Annotated in this window: 13 protein-coding genes, 1 pseudogene and 1 riboswitch; of the genes and pseudogenes, 3 read left to right on the top strand and 11 right to left on the bottom strand. The window is 50.1% G+C overall.

Features of this window, described 5'->3' with window-relative positions:
* Positions 1-60: 60 nt before the first annotated feature.
* From ACZ5R2_RS07765 to ACZ5R2_RS07755, 3 genes are all read right to left on the bottom strand, one after another.
* Complete coding sequence (locus tag ACZ5R2_RS07765; RefSeq protein ID WP_464901720.1) at positions 61-762, bottom strand: Crp/Fnr family transcriptional regulator; 702 nt, start codon at positions 760-762, stop codon at positions 61-63.
* A 99-nt stretch (positions 763-861) separates the two neighbouring features.
* Positions 862-2,028: an OmpP1/FadL family transporter gene (locus ACZ5R2_RS07760; RefSeq protein ID WP_464901719.1), complete on the bottom strand. Its 1,167-nt coding sequence runs from the start codon at positions 2,026-2,028 to the stop codon at positions 862-864.
* 153 nt (positions 2,029-2,181) lie between these two features.
* Positions 2,182-2,928 carry a hypothetical protein gene (locus ACZ5R2_RS07755; protein WP_464901718.1) on the bottom strand — a complete coding sequence of 249 codons (747 nt, stop codon included), beginning with the start codon at positions 2,926-2,928 and terminating at the stop codon, positions 2,182-2,184.
* Between the two features lie 640 nt (positions 2,929-3,568).
* Between ACZ5R2_RS07755 and ACZ5R2_RS07750 the strand changes: the two genes are divergently transcribed.
* Both ACZ5R2_RS07750 and ACZ5R2_RS07745 read left to right on the top strand, forming a co-directional pair.
* Positions 3,569-4,402 (top strand): LysR family transcriptional regulator, encoded by an 834-nt coding sequence (locus tag ACZ5R2_RS07750; protein WP_464901717.1) that lies wholly within the window; start codon positions 3,569-3,571, stop codon positions 4,400-4,402.
* 113 nt (positions 4,403-4,515) lie between these two features.
* Positions 4,516-6,069, top strand: a complete 1,554-nt coding sequence (locus ACZ5R2_RS07745; RefSeq protein WP_464901716.1) for a DUF1254 domain-containing protein — start codon at positions 4,516-4,518, stop codon at positions 6,067-6,069.
* Between the two features lie 76 nt (positions 6,070-6,145).
* Here ACZ5R2_RS07745 and thiE read toward each other — a convergent pair whose 3' ends face one another.
* The 8 genes and pseudogenes from thiE to ACZ5R2_RS07705 form a co-directional block, all read right to left on the bottom strand.
* A complete protein-coding gene (thiE, locus tag ACZ5R2_RS07740; protein WP_464901715.1) occupies positions 6,146-6,769 on the bottom strand; it encodes a thiamine phosphate synthase in 624 nt (207 codons plus the stop codon).
* Between the two features lie 46 nt (positions 6,770-6,815).
* Positions 6,816-7,601 (bottom strand): hydroxyethylthiazole kinase, encoded by a 786-nt coding sequence (gene thiM / locus ACZ5R2_RS07735; protein WP_464901714.1) that lies wholly within the window; start codon positions 7,599-7,601, stop codon positions 6,816-6,818.
* Positions 7,602-7,611: 10 nt separating this feature from the next.
* Positions 7,612-8,280 carry a thiaminase II gene (gene tenA / locus ACZ5R2_RS07730; protein ID WP_464901713.1) on the bottom strand — a complete coding sequence of 223 codons (669 nt, stop codon included), beginning with the start codon at positions 8,278-8,280 and terminating at the stop codon, positions 7,612-7,614.
* Between the two features lie 11 nt (positions 8,281-8,291).
* Positions 8,292-9,242: an ABC transporter substrate-binding protein gene (locus tag ACZ5R2_RS07725; RefSeq protein ID WP_464901712.1), complete on the bottom strand. Its 951-nt coding sequence runs from the start codon at positions 9,240-9,242 to the stop codon at positions 8,292-8,294.
* Positions 9,243-9,269: 27 nt separating this feature from the next.
* A pseudogene (locus tag ACZ5R2_RS07720) lies at positions 9,270-10,004 on the bottom strand (ABC transporter permease); the annotation flags it as partial.
* Between the two features lie 58 nt (positions 10,005-10,062).
* Positions 10,063-10,818, bottom strand: coding sequence for an ABC transporter ATP-binding protein (locus tag ACZ5R2_RS07715; protein ID WP_464901711.1), 756 nt, complete (start codon positions 10,816-10,818; stop codon positions 10,063-10,065).
* Positions 10,808-11,650, bottom strand: a complete 843-nt coding sequence (thiD, locus tag ACZ5R2_RS07710) for a bifunctional hydroxymethylpyrimidine kinase/phosphomethylpyrimidine kinase (protein ID WP_464901710.1) — start codon at positions 11,648-11,650, stop codon at positions 10,808-10,810. The genes ACZ5R2_RS07715 and thiD overlap by 11 nt, the downstream gene beginning before the upstream one ends.
* A 115-nt stretch (positions 11,651-11,765) precedes the next feature.
* Positions 11,766-11,872: riboswitch (TPP riboswitch) on the bottom strand.
* Positions 11,873-11,948: 76 nt separating this feature from the next.
* Positions 11,949-14,480, bottom strand: a complete 2,532-nt coding sequence (locus tag ACZ5R2_RS07705) for a molybdopterin oxidoreductase family protein (RefSeq protein WP_464901709.1) — start codon at positions 14,478-14,480, stop codon at positions 11,949-11,951.
* A gap of 402 nt (positions 14,481-14,882) precedes the next feature.
* Here ACZ5R2_RS07705 and cobA point away from each other — a divergent pair, with 402 nt between their 5' ends.
* Positions 14,883-15,686, top strand: coding sequence for a uroporphyrinogen-III C-methyltransferase (cobA, locus tag ACZ5R2_RS07700; RefSeq protein ID WP_464902336.1), 804 nt, complete (start codon positions 14,883-14,885; stop codon positions 15,684-15,686).
* Positions 15,687-15,691 lie beyond the last annotated feature (5 nt).

Raw genomic sequence — 15,691 nt, 5'->3', positions numbered from 1 at the left:
AGCTGCGGAGGCTTTTTTTATCTTTTGAGAGCTGCGCCCTTGCGAGCTAATCATCAAGAGCTAAGCAACACCTGTCTCAACTGGAGGCAAAGCAAACCCTTCCGGGAGTTTGTGTAACTCGCCCTGATTAATCATACGCTTGATCTCACGTCCAACCGTGTTGCGCGATATCCCCATCATCGCGGCTAATGACTGGATATTGAGTGGCACCACCCCGTCATAAATCAACTCACTCAGTAGCTGCAAAACGCGAGCAACCTTCAAAGGGGCACTTTTTTCCATCCTGAGCAGAAAAAGTTGATTAAACAGACGCTGCTTAGTCGCGAGAGAATGACTGATCAATTGAGCAAAACTGGTACTCTTGGCCATTAATTGTCGCGCATTGTCAAAGGACATCAACAGGATTTTACAATCCGTCGCGGCTTTGACTTCCGTTGGTATCGGACCACCCAAGATCATCTGCTGATCATTAAGAATAACTCCCGGGGTGATCACATTAAAATACACACCGGTTCCCTCTTCACTCATCGAATGAAAACCCAGTATGCCGTCTAAAGGAAAGGCGATAACATTGGCTCGCTCATCCTGATAATAAAGAAAGCTTCCTTTGCTTAGTACACTCATTTTACTGCGTGCCACGATAAGGCGAGCCAGTTCATCGTCTACTCCATACTTATATTGCAATATCTGATGGATAGGCACGAGTAACTGTCCTAATTGTGTTAAATGAGCGCCAATCTTAGCGAATCCACCACCAAGCATACATCGCTGCTAATTATGTCAGATATAACTTACAGTTATAAATAAGCCCAAGCGAAATGCTTGGGCTTATTCGAATAGTGGCTAGTCTGTGCAGGGGGGCTAGTAGGTGTAACTTAAACTCACGACATGCAGGTTATTATTTTTCACCTTACCTGTGAAAGCAAATCTGTCATCGAGTGTATAACTGACATCATGGGTGCCAAAATCACGATATTGATAAGCCAGACCTATACGATGACCATTGCGACGCACTCTCTCTGCACCCGCGCCCAACGACCAATTCTTACCGATGACCAATTCAGGATGCATTTCTTTCTCGTCGAGTAACTCAGTATCATATCGGGCACCAACTTGGAGTTGCCATCGATTGAGTTGATAGCCAAGTGCCCCTCCTAGTGTGTAGACATCCTTGGTATTATAACGGTCACTGTAGTTCGACCAAAACTCTGCTCCTACCAATCCCTTGAGTGTTAGGTTCTCTGATAGTTGGTGCGCAACACCGAAATTTAACTGGCTCGGCCAAGTTATACTTATGTCCTCAGGTGGGAGTTGACCCGGCGTACCATCAACCGATCCTTTGATGGTTATGCTGTTGTTGTTATGAGAGACTTGGTGCTTGTAGTTTGCACTGATATAGGTATTAGGGGCTAAGTCATAAAAGGCTGACAACATAAAACTCGCTGCCGTATTCCCCTCATACCCTTCCGCTTTAATCACTGAGTCGCTAGATACATCGGTATCCACTTTTAGTGACGTCATCACATGCTGCACAATTAGAGCACCACCAATCGACAACGCCTCGCTTAGTTCGTAACCCGCACCGAGGTGAACATTGACTGCATTTTGTGATTGATTGGAGATAAAGCGAGAGCCTGAGGTCTGACTACTATAGTCAAGATCGAGGCCTCCTTCGGCGTGAAAAGACAAACCAATAACCAAGTCATCCGTGATCCGCTTGGCATAAGCAATACTTGGTAACACGGTCGAATTGGAGCCTTTGAGCACAAAGTCCGTATTGTTCAATGTTCCCTGCTGACGATTGCCAACATCCATCCACTGCACACCAAAAGACCAACTGGCATCTTCTATACCCGTTAGTCCTGCCGGGCTAGTAATGATCGCACTGGCATCATGACGATTGGTGGCATTGCCGACACCAGCAGTCGATACGCTATCAAAGGTGGCAACCTCGTGATGAAGCAAACCACCCGCCGTCGCAGTACCACTGATAAGTGCTGCTGTGACGAGTAAAAAATCCTTTTTCATACTGTGTACATCTATTTGTTCTAGTAAATTCTCTAAAAACAGCTCCACTCTCCTCACAATATATCGCTGGATAATAGGTGGAACGGCTATGCCCACGTTACTAGAAAAAAAAAGGGGCTACAATAGCCCCAATCAATATGTTTGTGATATCGACTACAGTTGGTAGTTAAATTCGATGCGGTGCTCACCATCTTTTAGGTCTGTGTTTTCAGACCAGTTGGCGAAGTAACGCACGTTAAAGCGTGGGTTAAACTGGTACGAAGCTGCAAACTCGTGTATCAGCACAGCTGAGTCACCTTCCATACCGCCATCTTTAAATGCGTCTGAACCAGATAGAGTGGTCATCCACATTGGGTTGTAGTTCAGCCAGATTTTATCGTTAATGGTCAGCTTACCGTAGGTACCCACTACCGCAAATGTACCTGGTATTTGGTAACCGACTTCTACATCGTTAGCAAAAGCGACACCCGCACCACCAAGAGGGAACAGTTGGAATGGTCCCATTGCAGGAAGTGCTTGAATAAAGCTGTAAGACGCTGTACCCGAGTCGCTCGCAAAGCTGTAGTTGAAGTCGATTTGACTACCACGACCGTTGCTAAAGTCTACGCCAAAACGACGAAAACGCAGGCTATCTACGCTATCTGTGGCTTCATCACGGTAACCCAGTGAGTCGCCTATTGCACCTTTTAATTCAAATACGTACATACCGCCCGTATTCACATCACCGGTGTCAAACGTCTGACCAATCTTAATATTTAAACCCTTGTCGGTGTAACCTGCACCAACCTGAGTAAATACTGCCAGAGGATCTGACATGTCTTGAACTTCTTCTGTTTCACTGGCAACAGTATTAAATGCCAGTAGCGTTAATGCTGCAGCAGAGGTCATTAATTTATTCATGCTAATAACTCTATTATGTAGGTGTATTGAATTAGATGTCGGCACACTAACATAGAGAAAAATTCCATTTTGCACCCAAAGTGCAGCACGATTTAAAACACCTCCAACCGAAACGGCTAGTTACATTTACTAGTGCATTATTTTATTTTGTTTGGCGTTTCGCACTTGTGGTGCGATACGTCATGCTGAAATCCACTATTCTGCGCTTCAGAAGCATGAGCTTGTGAAAACGTTTACTACGCGAGTAGACGAGTGATTTGCGGTGATTTATCTGTTGGACACAGATAAAAATCTGCATGTCGAGGTAAGCAAGAGTCCGATCATTACCCCAATTTGGCTCCATTGTTTATTTAGCTAACCGCCTATCACTACTTTGTGTGAACCAATAAGCTTCTTGTTTTTCAATCCGTTTTAGCGTCAAGCAGCATACGCTTACAGAGTCCGATAGTCCTTGGCTTACTTTTCATCTCATCACTTTCAAGCCTCTCCTGGTAAAGTGAGAACTGCAACCTATGGGACAAAGCGCGTACCGTGATTGGTGCGCGCTTTTTCTTTGGTGTTATGTCCTTGCAGCAAGCAAATTCGTCCTAAACTGATAAGAGTCAGTTATGTATTCCTTTTGGAGGGTGATCTCTTGGATATGAACCTGGTTCGCACCTTTGTGACCGTGTATCAACAAAACTCGTTTACTCGCGCTGCTGATATTCTTGATGTCAGCCAACCAGCCGTGTCGATGTCGATTCGTCGCCTAGAGGCTAGCATTGGCACTACGCTGTTTGTTAAAGACGGTCGTAGCATCGCCCCAACAGGAAAAGCCATTGAACTTGCAGAGAAGCTTCAACATGGCATGCAGATTATTGATAGCGCCCTTGCCGAGGAGCATACCTATAATATCTACTGCCTTGAGGGTGTGAGTGACCTGCTCAGCGATGAGGACAATATCGACATTAAAGTGCCGCCGTTTGAGCAGGGCCAGTTACTGGAAAAAATCCGATCGCAGCAGATCGATCTCGCCATCGACATTATCACCACTCAAGACAAAGCCTTCATTATCGAGCAAATTCGTCATGAGGAAGTCACCCTTATTTGTCGCCGTGGTCACCCTCGCATTAGCAACGGGGTTCTCACTGAGGAAGACTTCTACCGTGAGCGCCACGCCTACTATAAAGCCACTCGAGGCGGTCATCAGTTTGTCGAGCTTTTGGCCTCTAAGCCACTGAAAAAACGCAAACTATCACGAGAAGTCTACAATCAAGCCTCCATGGCAATGCTGGTTTCTGACTCGGACTACCTTGGCATTGTCTTCCGCTCTTTTGCAGAAAAGTGGGCACCAAAGTTGGGGTTGGGTATCTATCCAATGCCGATGGACTTTCAGTCGGTGCCAATACATATGCTTTATCACCGACGACTTGAGCATGACGCGGAACACAAATTACTTCGAGAACGCTTGAAAACCACACTAAGCCTGCCCTAACAAACCAGTCATAAGGCTTGCTTATGGCTTGAATAAAGACACCTCATTGTTCCTTCGATGCTTTTACCGTGAAATAGGTCCATCGAATCTTACCCGAGAAATAAGGTGGAACTATGATGAACAAGATATTCAAGCACGCAGGCACAACTGCATTGCTTGCAGGTGTCATTGCTATCGGCGCACTCTCAATCCATGACTCACAAGCTCAAACCGAGACCGAGTACACCCCACGTGAACAGGTAGAGTATAACTATGCCTACTCACTGGGCGTCCAAGCGACTGTATATGGTTGGGCACCGGTGATGATGGAAGTGGCACTTAACCTGCAAACCGACGTGGCAGCGCCGACTGACAATGGCCAAGCACCATTGAACCAACTTGGCCCAATCACTCGTCTGTGGGATTACCGCGACCGTTCATACACCACGCCAAACAACGATACCCTGTACCTACAAATGTGGGGCGATTTAGAGGCGCAACCTATGGTGCTAACCGTACCTGAGGTAGAAAACCGCTACTGGATGGCACAGATTGTTGATATGTACACCGAATCTGTTGTGGACTTGAGTAACGCGACAGTCGGTAACGATGGAGGCGACTTCATCTTGGCTAAAAAAGGCTTCGATGGTGAACTGCCACAAGGCGTACCAGTCTTCTACTCAGATACCCGTTACATCTGGATGGCAGGCCGCTTGGGCGTGACTAATATTGAAGATCAAGCGATCGCACGTGAGCTACAAAAACAGTTCCGCCTTACACCACTCGATCAGTACCCAGAGAGCCAGCCTCAACCTGAGCCACTAGTCTCTGAAGGGGCACCAACCGTGAACTTCCCACAAGGTCTGAAATGGTTTGACACACTCGATAAAGTGTTGGCAGAAAACCCACTTGAGTCTGATCGTGAGCTCGTTGATAGCTTCAAGTTCATCGGTATCAACAACGGCGGTACTGAATCGCTAAGCGACGTACGTAAAGCGGCACTAAACCAAGCTTTTGCAGATGGTTTTGCGATTGTTCGTGATGCTGCTGTCCACACAGGCGTGCCAGTCAATGGCTGGAACTGGGAATACGACGCAGGTCGCTACGGCACAGACTACCTACTTCGCGCTGCGGTTAACATGAACTCTATCGGCCTTAACTCACCCGAGCGCGCTATGTATCCAAAGCGTTACGTTGACAGCCAAGGCGAGATGCTGACCGGCGAGCACGCTTATGAGATCACCTTCCCAGCGGATATGGCGATCAACGAAGAGCTTGGTGGTTTCTGGACCGTGACGATGTACGACGCACAAGACCGCTTTATGGTTGAGAATGAAATCGACCGTTTCAAGGTTGGCTCGCTAAGTGACCACCTGATCTACAACCAAGACGGTTCACTAACGGTCTACATCGCAAGCGAAAAGCCAAGCGATGAAAAACGCCTGGCTAACTGGCTACCAGCACCAAAAGACGGCTTCATGCTCCAAATCCGCATGTACGAGCCAAAGCCAGAGGTTTACCAAGGCAAGTTCGAGCTACCAGAAATGTTCCTAGTGGAAGAGGCGGGAGGCGAGACCGCTGCGCTGCGAGAGGCGAGAGGCGATCGTGGTAATTACTCTTGTATCAATTCGCCTCTTTGTTGGGGCAACTCGTTAAGACCTACACCAAATGGCTCAATAGCAAGTTAATTTAGTTTGAGTAGCACATAACTTAACCTCGCGCACCGAACTCCCTCGCTTCTCGCCTCTCGATTCTCGCCTCTGGCTAGCGACTCCGTTCGATCAAACCCAACAACTCCTCACTGGCCAACTTGGGATCGGTCGCGTGACAAATCGCCGAAACAAGAGCTAGCCCGTGAACACCGGTTTTGGCAAGCTCTGGGATGGTGTCGTGGTTGATGCCGCCGATGGCAACGATTGGGAGCTTGGTGGATTTAAGTGCACGCGAGAGGCCATCAATACCCCAGTGGTGCTTGGTGTTGGTTTTGGTGGGGGTGGCGTAGATTGCGCTCAAGCCGATGTAATCAATCGGCAGTGAGTCGGCCTGAGCGAGTTGCACGTCGTCTTCAATTGAAAGGCCTAGGAGCTTATCTTCGCCGATCAATTGTCTTGCCAAACCGGCTGGCATATCCGACTGACCGAGGTGCACACCATCGGCATCGACTGCCAAAGCCACATCAACGCGATCATTGATAATTAATGGCACCCCAGTTCCGACAAGGATCTCTTTCACCGCTTGGGCTCTGGCAATAAATGCTCTGACATCGCCATGCTTTTCGCGCACTTGGACCATGGTAACGCCACCGGCGACCGCTTGTTTTACCACCTGCTTAAGCGTGGTTAAGTCTTGCTGGTCATCGGTGACCAAATAGAGGGTATAAAGATTCATTGTTTAATTTCGCGGTAGCCGCTCGGGAATACGGCTACCGGTCCAATTAGAGAAGTTTAAGCTGACTTTTGAGTGTTACCTCATCTAGTGCATACAACTCATCGAGCAGATTAACTTGTAGGCTGCCCGGTCCGCGCGATTTTTGTGCCGCGATTTCACCGGCAAGCCCAAGCACTGCGGCCGCGGCTAAACCGGTTTCGTCACCTACTGCGGCAAAAGCCCCGGTCAAAGCCGTAAGTGTGCAGCCCATACCGGTAACATAAGGCATCATCGCATCACCATTACCAAGCTTAACGACCTGCTCTTTAGTGATCACGTAATCGACCGCACCTGAAATGACCACACTCGCATCATATTCGTCAGCAAGTGCTTGTCCGGCTTCTAGCGCAGCATCGCTGCTGTCAAGCGCGTCGACCCCCTTACTCTTTGCCTTCTCACCGGCTAAGGCGATGATCTCCGAGGCATTGCCACGAATGATCAATCGATTCGCCATGCGCGCGATTTGGCGCGAGGTCTCAGTGCGCAGTTGACTGGCACCGCAGCCAACAGGGTCAAGCACCACTACCTTATCGTGGCCATTAGCTAGCTCAACGGCAAACAACATACGCGGTGTCCAAACGCTGTCGAGGGTACCAATATTAATCACCAGTGCCCCCGCAAACGACATCATTTCCGCCATCTCTTGCTGAGAGTGGGCCATGATTGGCGATGCTCCAATTGCCAACAAGGCATTAGCGGTGTTATTCATCACCACATAGTTAGTAATGTTAACGACTAAGGGTTTTTGTTCACGCACAGCATAAAGTGTCTGTACTATCTGCTCCGTCTGCATTATGTCTCTCCTATGCCGATTGAATATTTAGCCCTTGCTGCCAAAATGCCACCTCCATGCGGGTCGCGGTCTTAAAAATCTCGATCAGGTTTTTTCCCCGCTGGCTCTCGATGTCAATATCAGCCAGCAATTGATCAAAATACTCGGCCCCATGCGCCACGCCCGATTGAAACTCATCACTGCCATACAGGGTTATCCAACTCGCGTACGGATTGCCCTCTATTACCGTCTCCGGGTCATCCGTGAGCATCTTACCGATTACCGCATAACCAATTGAGCATGGCGCAAGCGCCGCGTAGAGGTCTACTAGATCCCCAGCCATTCCAGTATCGAGCACATAGCGGGTATACGCCACTGTGCCAAAGTCCTCTGGCTCATTTTCTAGATCTGACTCACTCAATCCCCACTGAGCGCAATAGGTCACGTGATGAGTGATTTCAGTATCTACTAGGGCTTGTACGCTTGGTAGCGCTCTGCGCATATCCGCTAGCGTGCGTGCCTTGTACATCGCGAGGGCATAAGCGCGAGCGTACTGCTTTAGAAACAGAAAATCTTGCTTGAGATAGTGAAGAAAACACGACTGCGCTAAGGTCCCTTTTGCCAACTGGCGAACAAAACTGTGCTCAATATACGCGTGCCAATCTTGTTCGCAGGCATCGATTAAATCTTGATATTTCATGGGCTGTTTACCTAGTTAACGCTTGGAAGAAGATCGGCGGCGGTTGGCTGTGACTTGATGATGCCACGCTGATACAGAAACGCGGCGTAGTCGCTATAACGCTGTGGGTCGACTGCCGCCGGGCGCAGAGCAAAACGGGTTAGCGTATCATTCCAAGCACGCAGGTTAAGTTCGTTATCTAGCGTATCTGGTGAGTAAGCAACAAACTCATTCCAAGAGGCCTCTGGGTGATTAACGATATAGGTGGTGGCTTGCTCGAGCGCCTTGGCAAAAGCCTTGATGGTCTCAGCGTCATAGCGCTTGGCATTAGCCACAAAAATTAGCTCATCGTAGGTTGGAACGCCGTGCTCTTCTGGGAAAAAGGCCTTGGCTTTAAAGCCTTCAAGCTCAAGCTGATTCATCTCAAAGTTACGCAGGCCGCCCCAGATGGCATCCACTTTGCCTGAAGCGAGAGAAGAAGATAGCGCCCAACCGACATTGATGATCTCGACTTCAGAGAATTTGACCCCACTTTGCGCGAGCATTTTACCAATCGTGGCATCCTCATTACCGGCAATCGCGATACCAATCTTTTTGCCCTTGAGATCGCCAATCGTATCGTGTTTGCCATTATCTAGCACGGTAAGGGTATTCAGCGGCGTAGCTATCAATGTCGCAGCACGAACTAGTGGCAGGCCAGCGGCGACATCAATCGTCAAGCTCGGCTGATAAGACACCGCTAGATCGACGCGGCCTGCTGCCACTAGTTTTGCTGGTGTGCTTGGATCTGCTGGCTCTTGAATCTCAATCTCTAGTCCCTGCTGTTTAAAGTAGCCGCGCTCTTGAGCAATGACGATAGGTCCGTGATTGGGGTTTACAAACCAGTCCAGCATCAGTGTCAGTTTTTTCTCTGCTGCCATAGCGCCACTCGATAAAAGTGTCGTGAGCAGAGCCGTCGCGCTAAGTAGTTTCTTCGTAGTCATTATGCGTATCCTTTGAGGTCGAATCCTTTACTGGTTTTCCCAGGGAATAAGTTTTTTGAGGAGTTTATCGGTTAAGAAATAAAGACTGATCGAGAGCAGCGCGAGGATAAACAGCGCGGCAAACATTTCATCAATGATCATGCGAGCGTTGGCTTGCAGCATCAGATAACCAAGGCCTGCGCTTGAGCCCACCCACTCGCCGACGACCGCACCAATCGGCGCGATCACTACCGCGACTCGCACACCAGAGGCGAGTGTTGGCAGCGCGGCGGGAAGTTGGATATGACGCAGTAACTGCCATTTCGAGGCATCCATGGTTTTGGCCAAATCGAGGTAACCGGTTGGGGTATTACGCAGCCCGTCGTAGCAGCAGGTAGTCACCGGAAAGAAGATGATGATCGCGGCCATCACGACCTTAGAAGCGATCCCATAGCCAAGCCACAGCATTAAGATGGGTGCAATCGCAAACACTGGTACCGCTTGGCTAGCGATTAAGACTGGCAACAGCCAGCGCTTAACTGGCTCAAACAGCAGCATCTGCAGGGCAAATAGCAAGCCCATGGTTAAACCAAGCAATAGACCCAGTATAATCTCCTGCCCTGTCACCCACGAGTGCATCAGCAGCACATCGTAACGCTCGATGAGTTTACTCAGTACCTGCATCGGCGCGGGCAGAATAAAGCTTGGCAGCTCAAATATCACTACTAAAGCTTGCCATAGCCCCAGTATCACTGCGGTACTTACCAGCAGACGAAAAATCGGGTGACTGCGGGATTCGCTGCGTTCAACATGACGCGAAATCGTGTCGTATTGGGACATATCACTCATAATCACGCTCCAATTGATTTAAAATCGCCTGTTGCAGCGCCGCGCACTGCGCATCTAGGTCGCGTGGAATAGCGCTGGTTGGTACCTCAAGTGATTGAGCGTTGGCGGGTGTGCCCTGAAGCACGTACAGTTGCTCGGCTAGGCGCACCGCTTCTTGGGGATCGTGGGTGATCAACACCACCGTCTTACCTTTTAGCAGCATCGCCGCCAAGGTTTGCAGTTTATGCCGAGTGACCGCATCGAGTGCAGAGAACGGCTCATCCATCAACACCACAGGTCGGTCTTGCATCAGTGTTCTCGCCAACGCCACACGCTGGCGCATCCCGCCAGACAGTTGGTTAGGCATACTGTTGGCGTAATCAGCCAACCCCACCGCTTCTAGCAGTGACAATGCTTGCTCTTGGTCATGGTTACCGCTCATTGGCGGGCTAAAGCGCTGACTCAAACACACATTATCGATAACACTCAGCCACGGCAGCAATAGGTCTTGCTGGGCCATATAGGCAATACGCCCGTCGAGTGATTGGGTATCACTGGTGAGCAACTCACCTTGCCAATCAACCTTGTCATCAAGCAGGCCCGCAAGATAGCGCAAGATGGTAGTCTTGCCGCTGCCACTGCGCCCTAGCACCACACTCCACTGACCGGCAGGAAAGGCAATGTCGAGCTGCGCAAGCGTTGCACTGCTGCTATCTCGATATCGTAGACCGGCGTTTTTCAGCTCAATACCAAGCGCATTAGCGCACATCGGCATGTCCTTGATAGAAGTGGTGCACAGGTCCGTGTCCCTGACCGATAGTGAGCTCATCGGCATGAGCAATCGCCTCAGAGATATACTGCTTACCCAGCCCTACTGCCTTACGAAGGTTATTACCCTGCGCCAAGTACGATGCAATGGCAGAAGAGAGGGTACAGCCAGTGCCGTGGGTGTTTTGGGTTGCACTGCGCTTGGCACTAATCAACTCATGGCTGTCCGCGGTGATCAGTAGATCATTACTGTTCTCGTCTTGCTCTAGGTGACCGCCCTTTAGCAGCACCGCTTTTGCGCCAAGTGCGCGCAAGTCGGTGATCATCGCATTCATGTCATCTTCAGATTCAGGGACTGGCTTACCCGTTAGTGCCGCGCCCTCTGGCAAGTTTGGCGTGATAATATCCGCCATAGGAATGAGCTTTTGTTTGAGCGTGCTAATCGCTGACTGCTCAAGCAGTAGATCGCCACTGGTCGCCACCATCACAGGATCAACAACTAGGAATTGAGGTTTATACTGCTCAAGCTTTCGGGCCACAGTTTCGATGATACTGGAGTCGGCGAGCATACCGATTTTCACCGCCACGACATGCAGATCGCTAAACACGGCGTCGAGCTGACTCTCAACATGCTCAAGTGAAATAGGCAGAATGGCGGATACGCCTTGGGTGTTTTGCGAAGTGATCGCCGTGATCGCCGTGCAGGCAAAACTGCCCGTCGCCGAGATGGCTTTAATATCCGCTTGAATGCCGGCACCGCCGCCGCTATCTGAGCCTGCAATGGTAAGGACAATAGGTGTGGTTTGCTTGGGTGTCACTTGAGAATGTGCCATCGTTACTCCTAATACGGCGTAGGTGATTACTGACCGCAGGAAACGAACCTTGGCACACCAGCACCGCCTGAGTAACGGAGCTCGATAACAAGCCAGAATAGATCGCTGGCAGGTTGGCAAAGTACGAATAGTTCCCTACGTCAGTGTTAACTGAATCAGGTTCTACGGGTCTCGAATTTCGATCTCAGCCAAACTAAAACTCTGGCCCCCCGACTATCTGGCACCCATCATAGCAGCCAACCGCCCAGTGATGCACTTCTTTTTACAACTTGAAAATCACGGAATGAGAGCTTGGCGACTATTTATCCGGCGCAGGGTCGCCATTGTCTAAAGCAGAGTCCTCGGTCATGAACTGCCGCTCACCCGTGGCATCAAAGACACTATTAAATAGAGTGATGTAGCGCTCGCGCTGCGAGGCAGTCAGCTTACGCTGGATAACCAAGAGCTGCTGAATCTCCTCCGCTTGAATGAACGCGTAGCGAATCATCCCGTCATCGGCCGTCATGTCGAAACGGATCTCCTTACCATCACCCTGCTTCACCTGACTAAGCCAGCCCTCAAGCACCTCAATGTTCTCGGCGCAGTCTATGTGATACGCATAGCCTCGCTCGACCTTTTGTCTTGCCCAATAGTGCTCTTTATCCAGCGCTACGGTGTGTCGTGATAACAGCAAGGCCTGACAACGTGAGACGCAGCCAGTCACCCTCACTGGTGTATGCTTAAACTCAGGCTGACCAGACAGGCTATCGTGATGCGGCGCAATCAAGTTACACGGCTTTGCTTGGCTGGCCGTTGCCCCATTCCAGTGGATAGGCACATAAATCTCGCCAAGATTTTGGTCTGTGGTGAGCCTGGCCCGCGCAAGGCAGCTGCCGTAGCGGCTGGTCACTCTCACAAGTCCTTCGGCTTTGAGCTGATAATCGCGCGCCGTTTGGGGGTGAATCGCAACATAAGGCTCGGGATCAAACGACCCTAATTGGGCTGACAGGCCGGTGCGCGTCATGGTATGCCATTGGTCACGCGTTCGGCCGGTATTAAGCAGCAGCGGATACTCGTCATCAACCACGCTGACAGGAGCGCGGTAACGCACAGGGATCAAGTGAGCTTTGCCGCTTGGGGTATAAAAGCGACCATCGCTGAACATTCTTTGCTGAACAGGCTCAGATTGCCACGCTTTGACCGGCCACTGCTGGGGCGTCAACGCACTGTATCCCTGATCATCAAGCGTGGTTAAACCAATCAGTGACAAATCACGCTCAAAGTGTTGGTTTCCGAGCGTGGTAAGCTTGGCGTATTCTGCAAAGATCTCCCCCTCGTGGAGATAATCAAACGCCTGCTCAAAACCGAGCTTTTGCCCGACTTGGCTGATGACCCACCAATCAGGCTTGGCCTCGCCAGGGCTTGGCAGTATGCGCCGCTGACGCGAGATGCGGCGTTCCGAGTTCGTCACCGTGCCCGACTTCTCACTCCAGCCTTGTACCGGCAGCAGTAGATCAGCAAACTCAGTGGTCTCTGTCTCCTCAATGCAATCCGAGACCACCACAAAGGGGCAAGCCTTGAGCGCTGCGCGCACTTTGTCCGAGTCTGGCAAGCTCACTGCCGGATTGGTCGCCATGATCCAAACCGCTTTGATTTTACCCTCTGTCATCGCATCAAACATATCCACGGCTTTAAGGCCTGGGCGAGTGGCAAGGTTATCGGTGGCCCAATAGTCACTGAGCATGGCCAAGTGCTCGGGTTGATCAAACTCAAGGTGGCCACACAGCATAGTTGCTAGCGCGCCGACCTCACGCCCGCCCATAGCATTGGGCTGACCGGTGACCGAAAATGGCCCACTCCCCGGCTGACCGATCCGGCCAGTCGCTAGGTGGCAGTTAATAATACTGTTTACCTTATCCACCCCGCTGGTGGATTGATTGACGCCTTGCGAGTACACCGTCACCACTTTATCGTGAGTGGCAAACAGTTGGTAAAAGGCTTCAAGCTGCTCGGGAGTGATACCCGTAACCTGATCCACCTTATCTTCATCTAAAGCGGTCTCAAGCGCCGCTTCGGCCTGCTGTGTGTGTTGGCGCAGAAACTCATTGTCGAGGTAATCGTGCTGATAAAGATAGGCCAGCAATCCATTAAACAACGCCACATCGCTGCCTGAGTTGATCGGCAAGTGAACATCCGCCAGCTCACAGGTAGCAGTTCTTCGCGGGTCAATCACCACTATCTTAAGCTTTGAGTTGGCTTGTTTTGCCGCGCGAAGGCGCTGATACAGCACAGGATGACACCACGCCAGGTTCGAGCCCACCAGCACGACCAGATCAGCCAGCTCCAAATCCTCATAGCAACCGGGTACGGTGTCAGAGCCAAAGGCGCGCTTGTGCCCAACCACAGATGAGGCCATACACAATCGAGAGTTACTGTCGATATTCGCGCTGCCGATAAAGCCTTTGAGGAGCTTATTCGCCACGTAATAGTCTTCAGTCAATAGCTGACCCGAGACATAAAAGGCCACTGACTCAGGACCGTACTGAGCTATCGCCTTAGTAAATTGCTCGGCAACCAGACTGGTCGCCTCAGGCCAAGACACTGATTGTCTGCTATTTTTACTATTGAGGGGTGATTGACTGGTGAGAGTTGGCGTTAGCAAGCGTCCATCTTGGATAACCGTCTCACCCAGTGCTGCCCCTTTGGTGCAAAGCTTGCCGTAGTTGGCAGGGTGAGATTTATCCCCCCTGACCTCCAATTGTCCAGAGAGTGTTGGGCGGGCTTCAACGCCACAGCCAACCCCACAATACGCACAAGTTGTCTTGACCCATCCTGGTTCTTTTTGTGTCACGCGTACCACCTTGCATATATAGACATATTTATTTTGTATGGATACAAGCAATATTTAAACCAAATACAACCCCACAACACTTGTCTATTTTTAATTGAGCATATTCAACAACTTAAAATCAAACTAACCCTAAAGTGGCAGGTGGCATTTGGCCAGTTAAGCCCAATTTAACCAACTTCTGCACCAGATTGATTAGAATTGCACCACAAAGAATCACTTTCTTAGTCATTTCATCAAGCACCCCTCTCACCAACCCATATAATTAACATCATTATTCACACCCAACCAATTGTATTAAATGCATTTATTTGTATTTACTTAACATTCCAGTTACATACTGGCACCAAGATTGCTTGAGCTCAATCAGCAAGAATTAATTACTCAAGGAATTAGGTAATGACCATGATGAGTAAAGATATCCCAAATAAAGGCAGTGTGGTATTGGTCGGTGCTGGCCCCGGAGACCCTGACCTATTGACCGTCAAAGCCCTCAAGGCGATCCAACACGCCGACTGCATTGTTTATGACAACCTAGTGAGCAAACCGATCCGTCAGCTGTTTCCTAGCAGTGCACAACATATCTATGTCGGTAAAGCCAAGCATCACCACAGTGCAAGTCAGGAGGAGATAAATCAAATCCTGCTCGACTGTGCCCAGCAAGGACTGAGTGTATGCCGTGTCAAAGGGGGCGATAGCTTCGTTTTTGGCCGTGGTGCAGAAGAGATGCTGTACCTCACAAAGCATCATATCGAGGTTGATGTGGTGCCGGGCATCACTGCTGCCTCTGGGTGTACCTCGTATGCCAATATCCCGCTCACTCATCGCGGTCTGACCCAAGGGTGCACCTTCATCACGGCGCATGCTGATAAAGACCTCAAACTCAATTGGCATGCCCTTGCCAACCTTGAGCACACCCTAGTTATCTATATGGGCCTGTCTAAGTCGCGTTGGTTGACAGAGCAATTGACCCAACACGGGCTGTGCCCCACGACTCCAGCGGCGCTGATTGAAAAAGGCTGCACCGCCGAGCAGCGCGTGGTGACTGGTAAGTTGAGTCAACTTGACCAACTTCGAGAGCAGCATCAGATCCAATCGCCCGCGCTGATTGTGATAGGTCAAGTGGTTTCCATCGCTCAGCAAATGGAGTGGCTAACAGCGCTCAATGCCAACGCCCTCCAACAAGAATCTATCCCGCTGAGCGCCTGATTCAA

Source organism: Vibrio sabulosilitoris (genome assembly GCF_055391395.1).
The sequence above is the reverse complement of the archived record's forward strand: the minus strand, read 5'-3'. Positions and strand labels throughout refer to the sequence as shown.

Coding starts and splice junctions, on each gene's coding strand:
- ACZ5R2_RS07755 (WP_464901718.1), bottom strand. CDS start 2,928: ATGAATAAATTAATGACCTCTGCTGCAGCATTAACGCTACTGGCATTT.
- cobA (WP_464902336.1), top strand. CDS start 14,883: ATGATGAGTAAAGATATCCCAAATAAAGGCAGTGTGGTATTGGTCGGT.
- thiM (WP_464901714.1), bottom strand. CDS start 7,601: ATGCAGACGGAGCAGATAGTACAGACACTTTATGCTGTGCGTGAACAA.
- ACZ5R2_RS07760 (WP_464901719.1), bottom strand. CDS start 2,028: ATGAAAAAGGATTTTTTACTCGTCACAGCAGCACTTATCAGTGGTACT.
- ACZ5R2_RS07750 (WP_464901717.1), top strand. CDS start 3,569: ATGAACCTGGTTCGCACCTTTGTGACCGTGTATCAACAAAACTCGTTT.
- ACZ5R2_RS07765 (WP_464901720.1), bottom strand. CDS start 762: ATGCTTGGTGGTGGATTCGCTAAGATTGGCGCTCATTTAACACAATTA.
- thiD (WP_464901710.1), bottom strand. CDS start 11,650: ATGGCACATTCTCAAGTGACACCCAAGCAAACCACACCTATTGTCCTT.
- ACZ5R2_RS07745 (WP_464901716.1), top strand. CDS start 4,516: ATGATGAACAAGATATTCAAGCACGCAGGCACAACTGCATTGCTTGCA.
- ACZ5R2_RS07715 (WP_464901711.1), bottom strand. CDS start 10,818: ATGTGCGCTAATGCGCTTGGTATTGAGCTGAAAAACGCCGGTCTACGA.
- thiE (WP_464901715.1), bottom strand. CDS start 6,769: ATGAATCTTTATACCCTCTATTTGGTCACCGATGACCAGCAAGACTTA.
- tenA (WP_464901713.1), bottom strand. CDS start 8,280: ATGAAATATCAAGATTTAATCGATGCCTGCGAACAAGATTGGCACGCG.
- ACZ5R2_RS07725 (WP_464901712.1), bottom strand. CDS start 9,242: ATGACTACGAAGAAACTACTTAGCGCGACGGCTCTGCTCACGACACTT.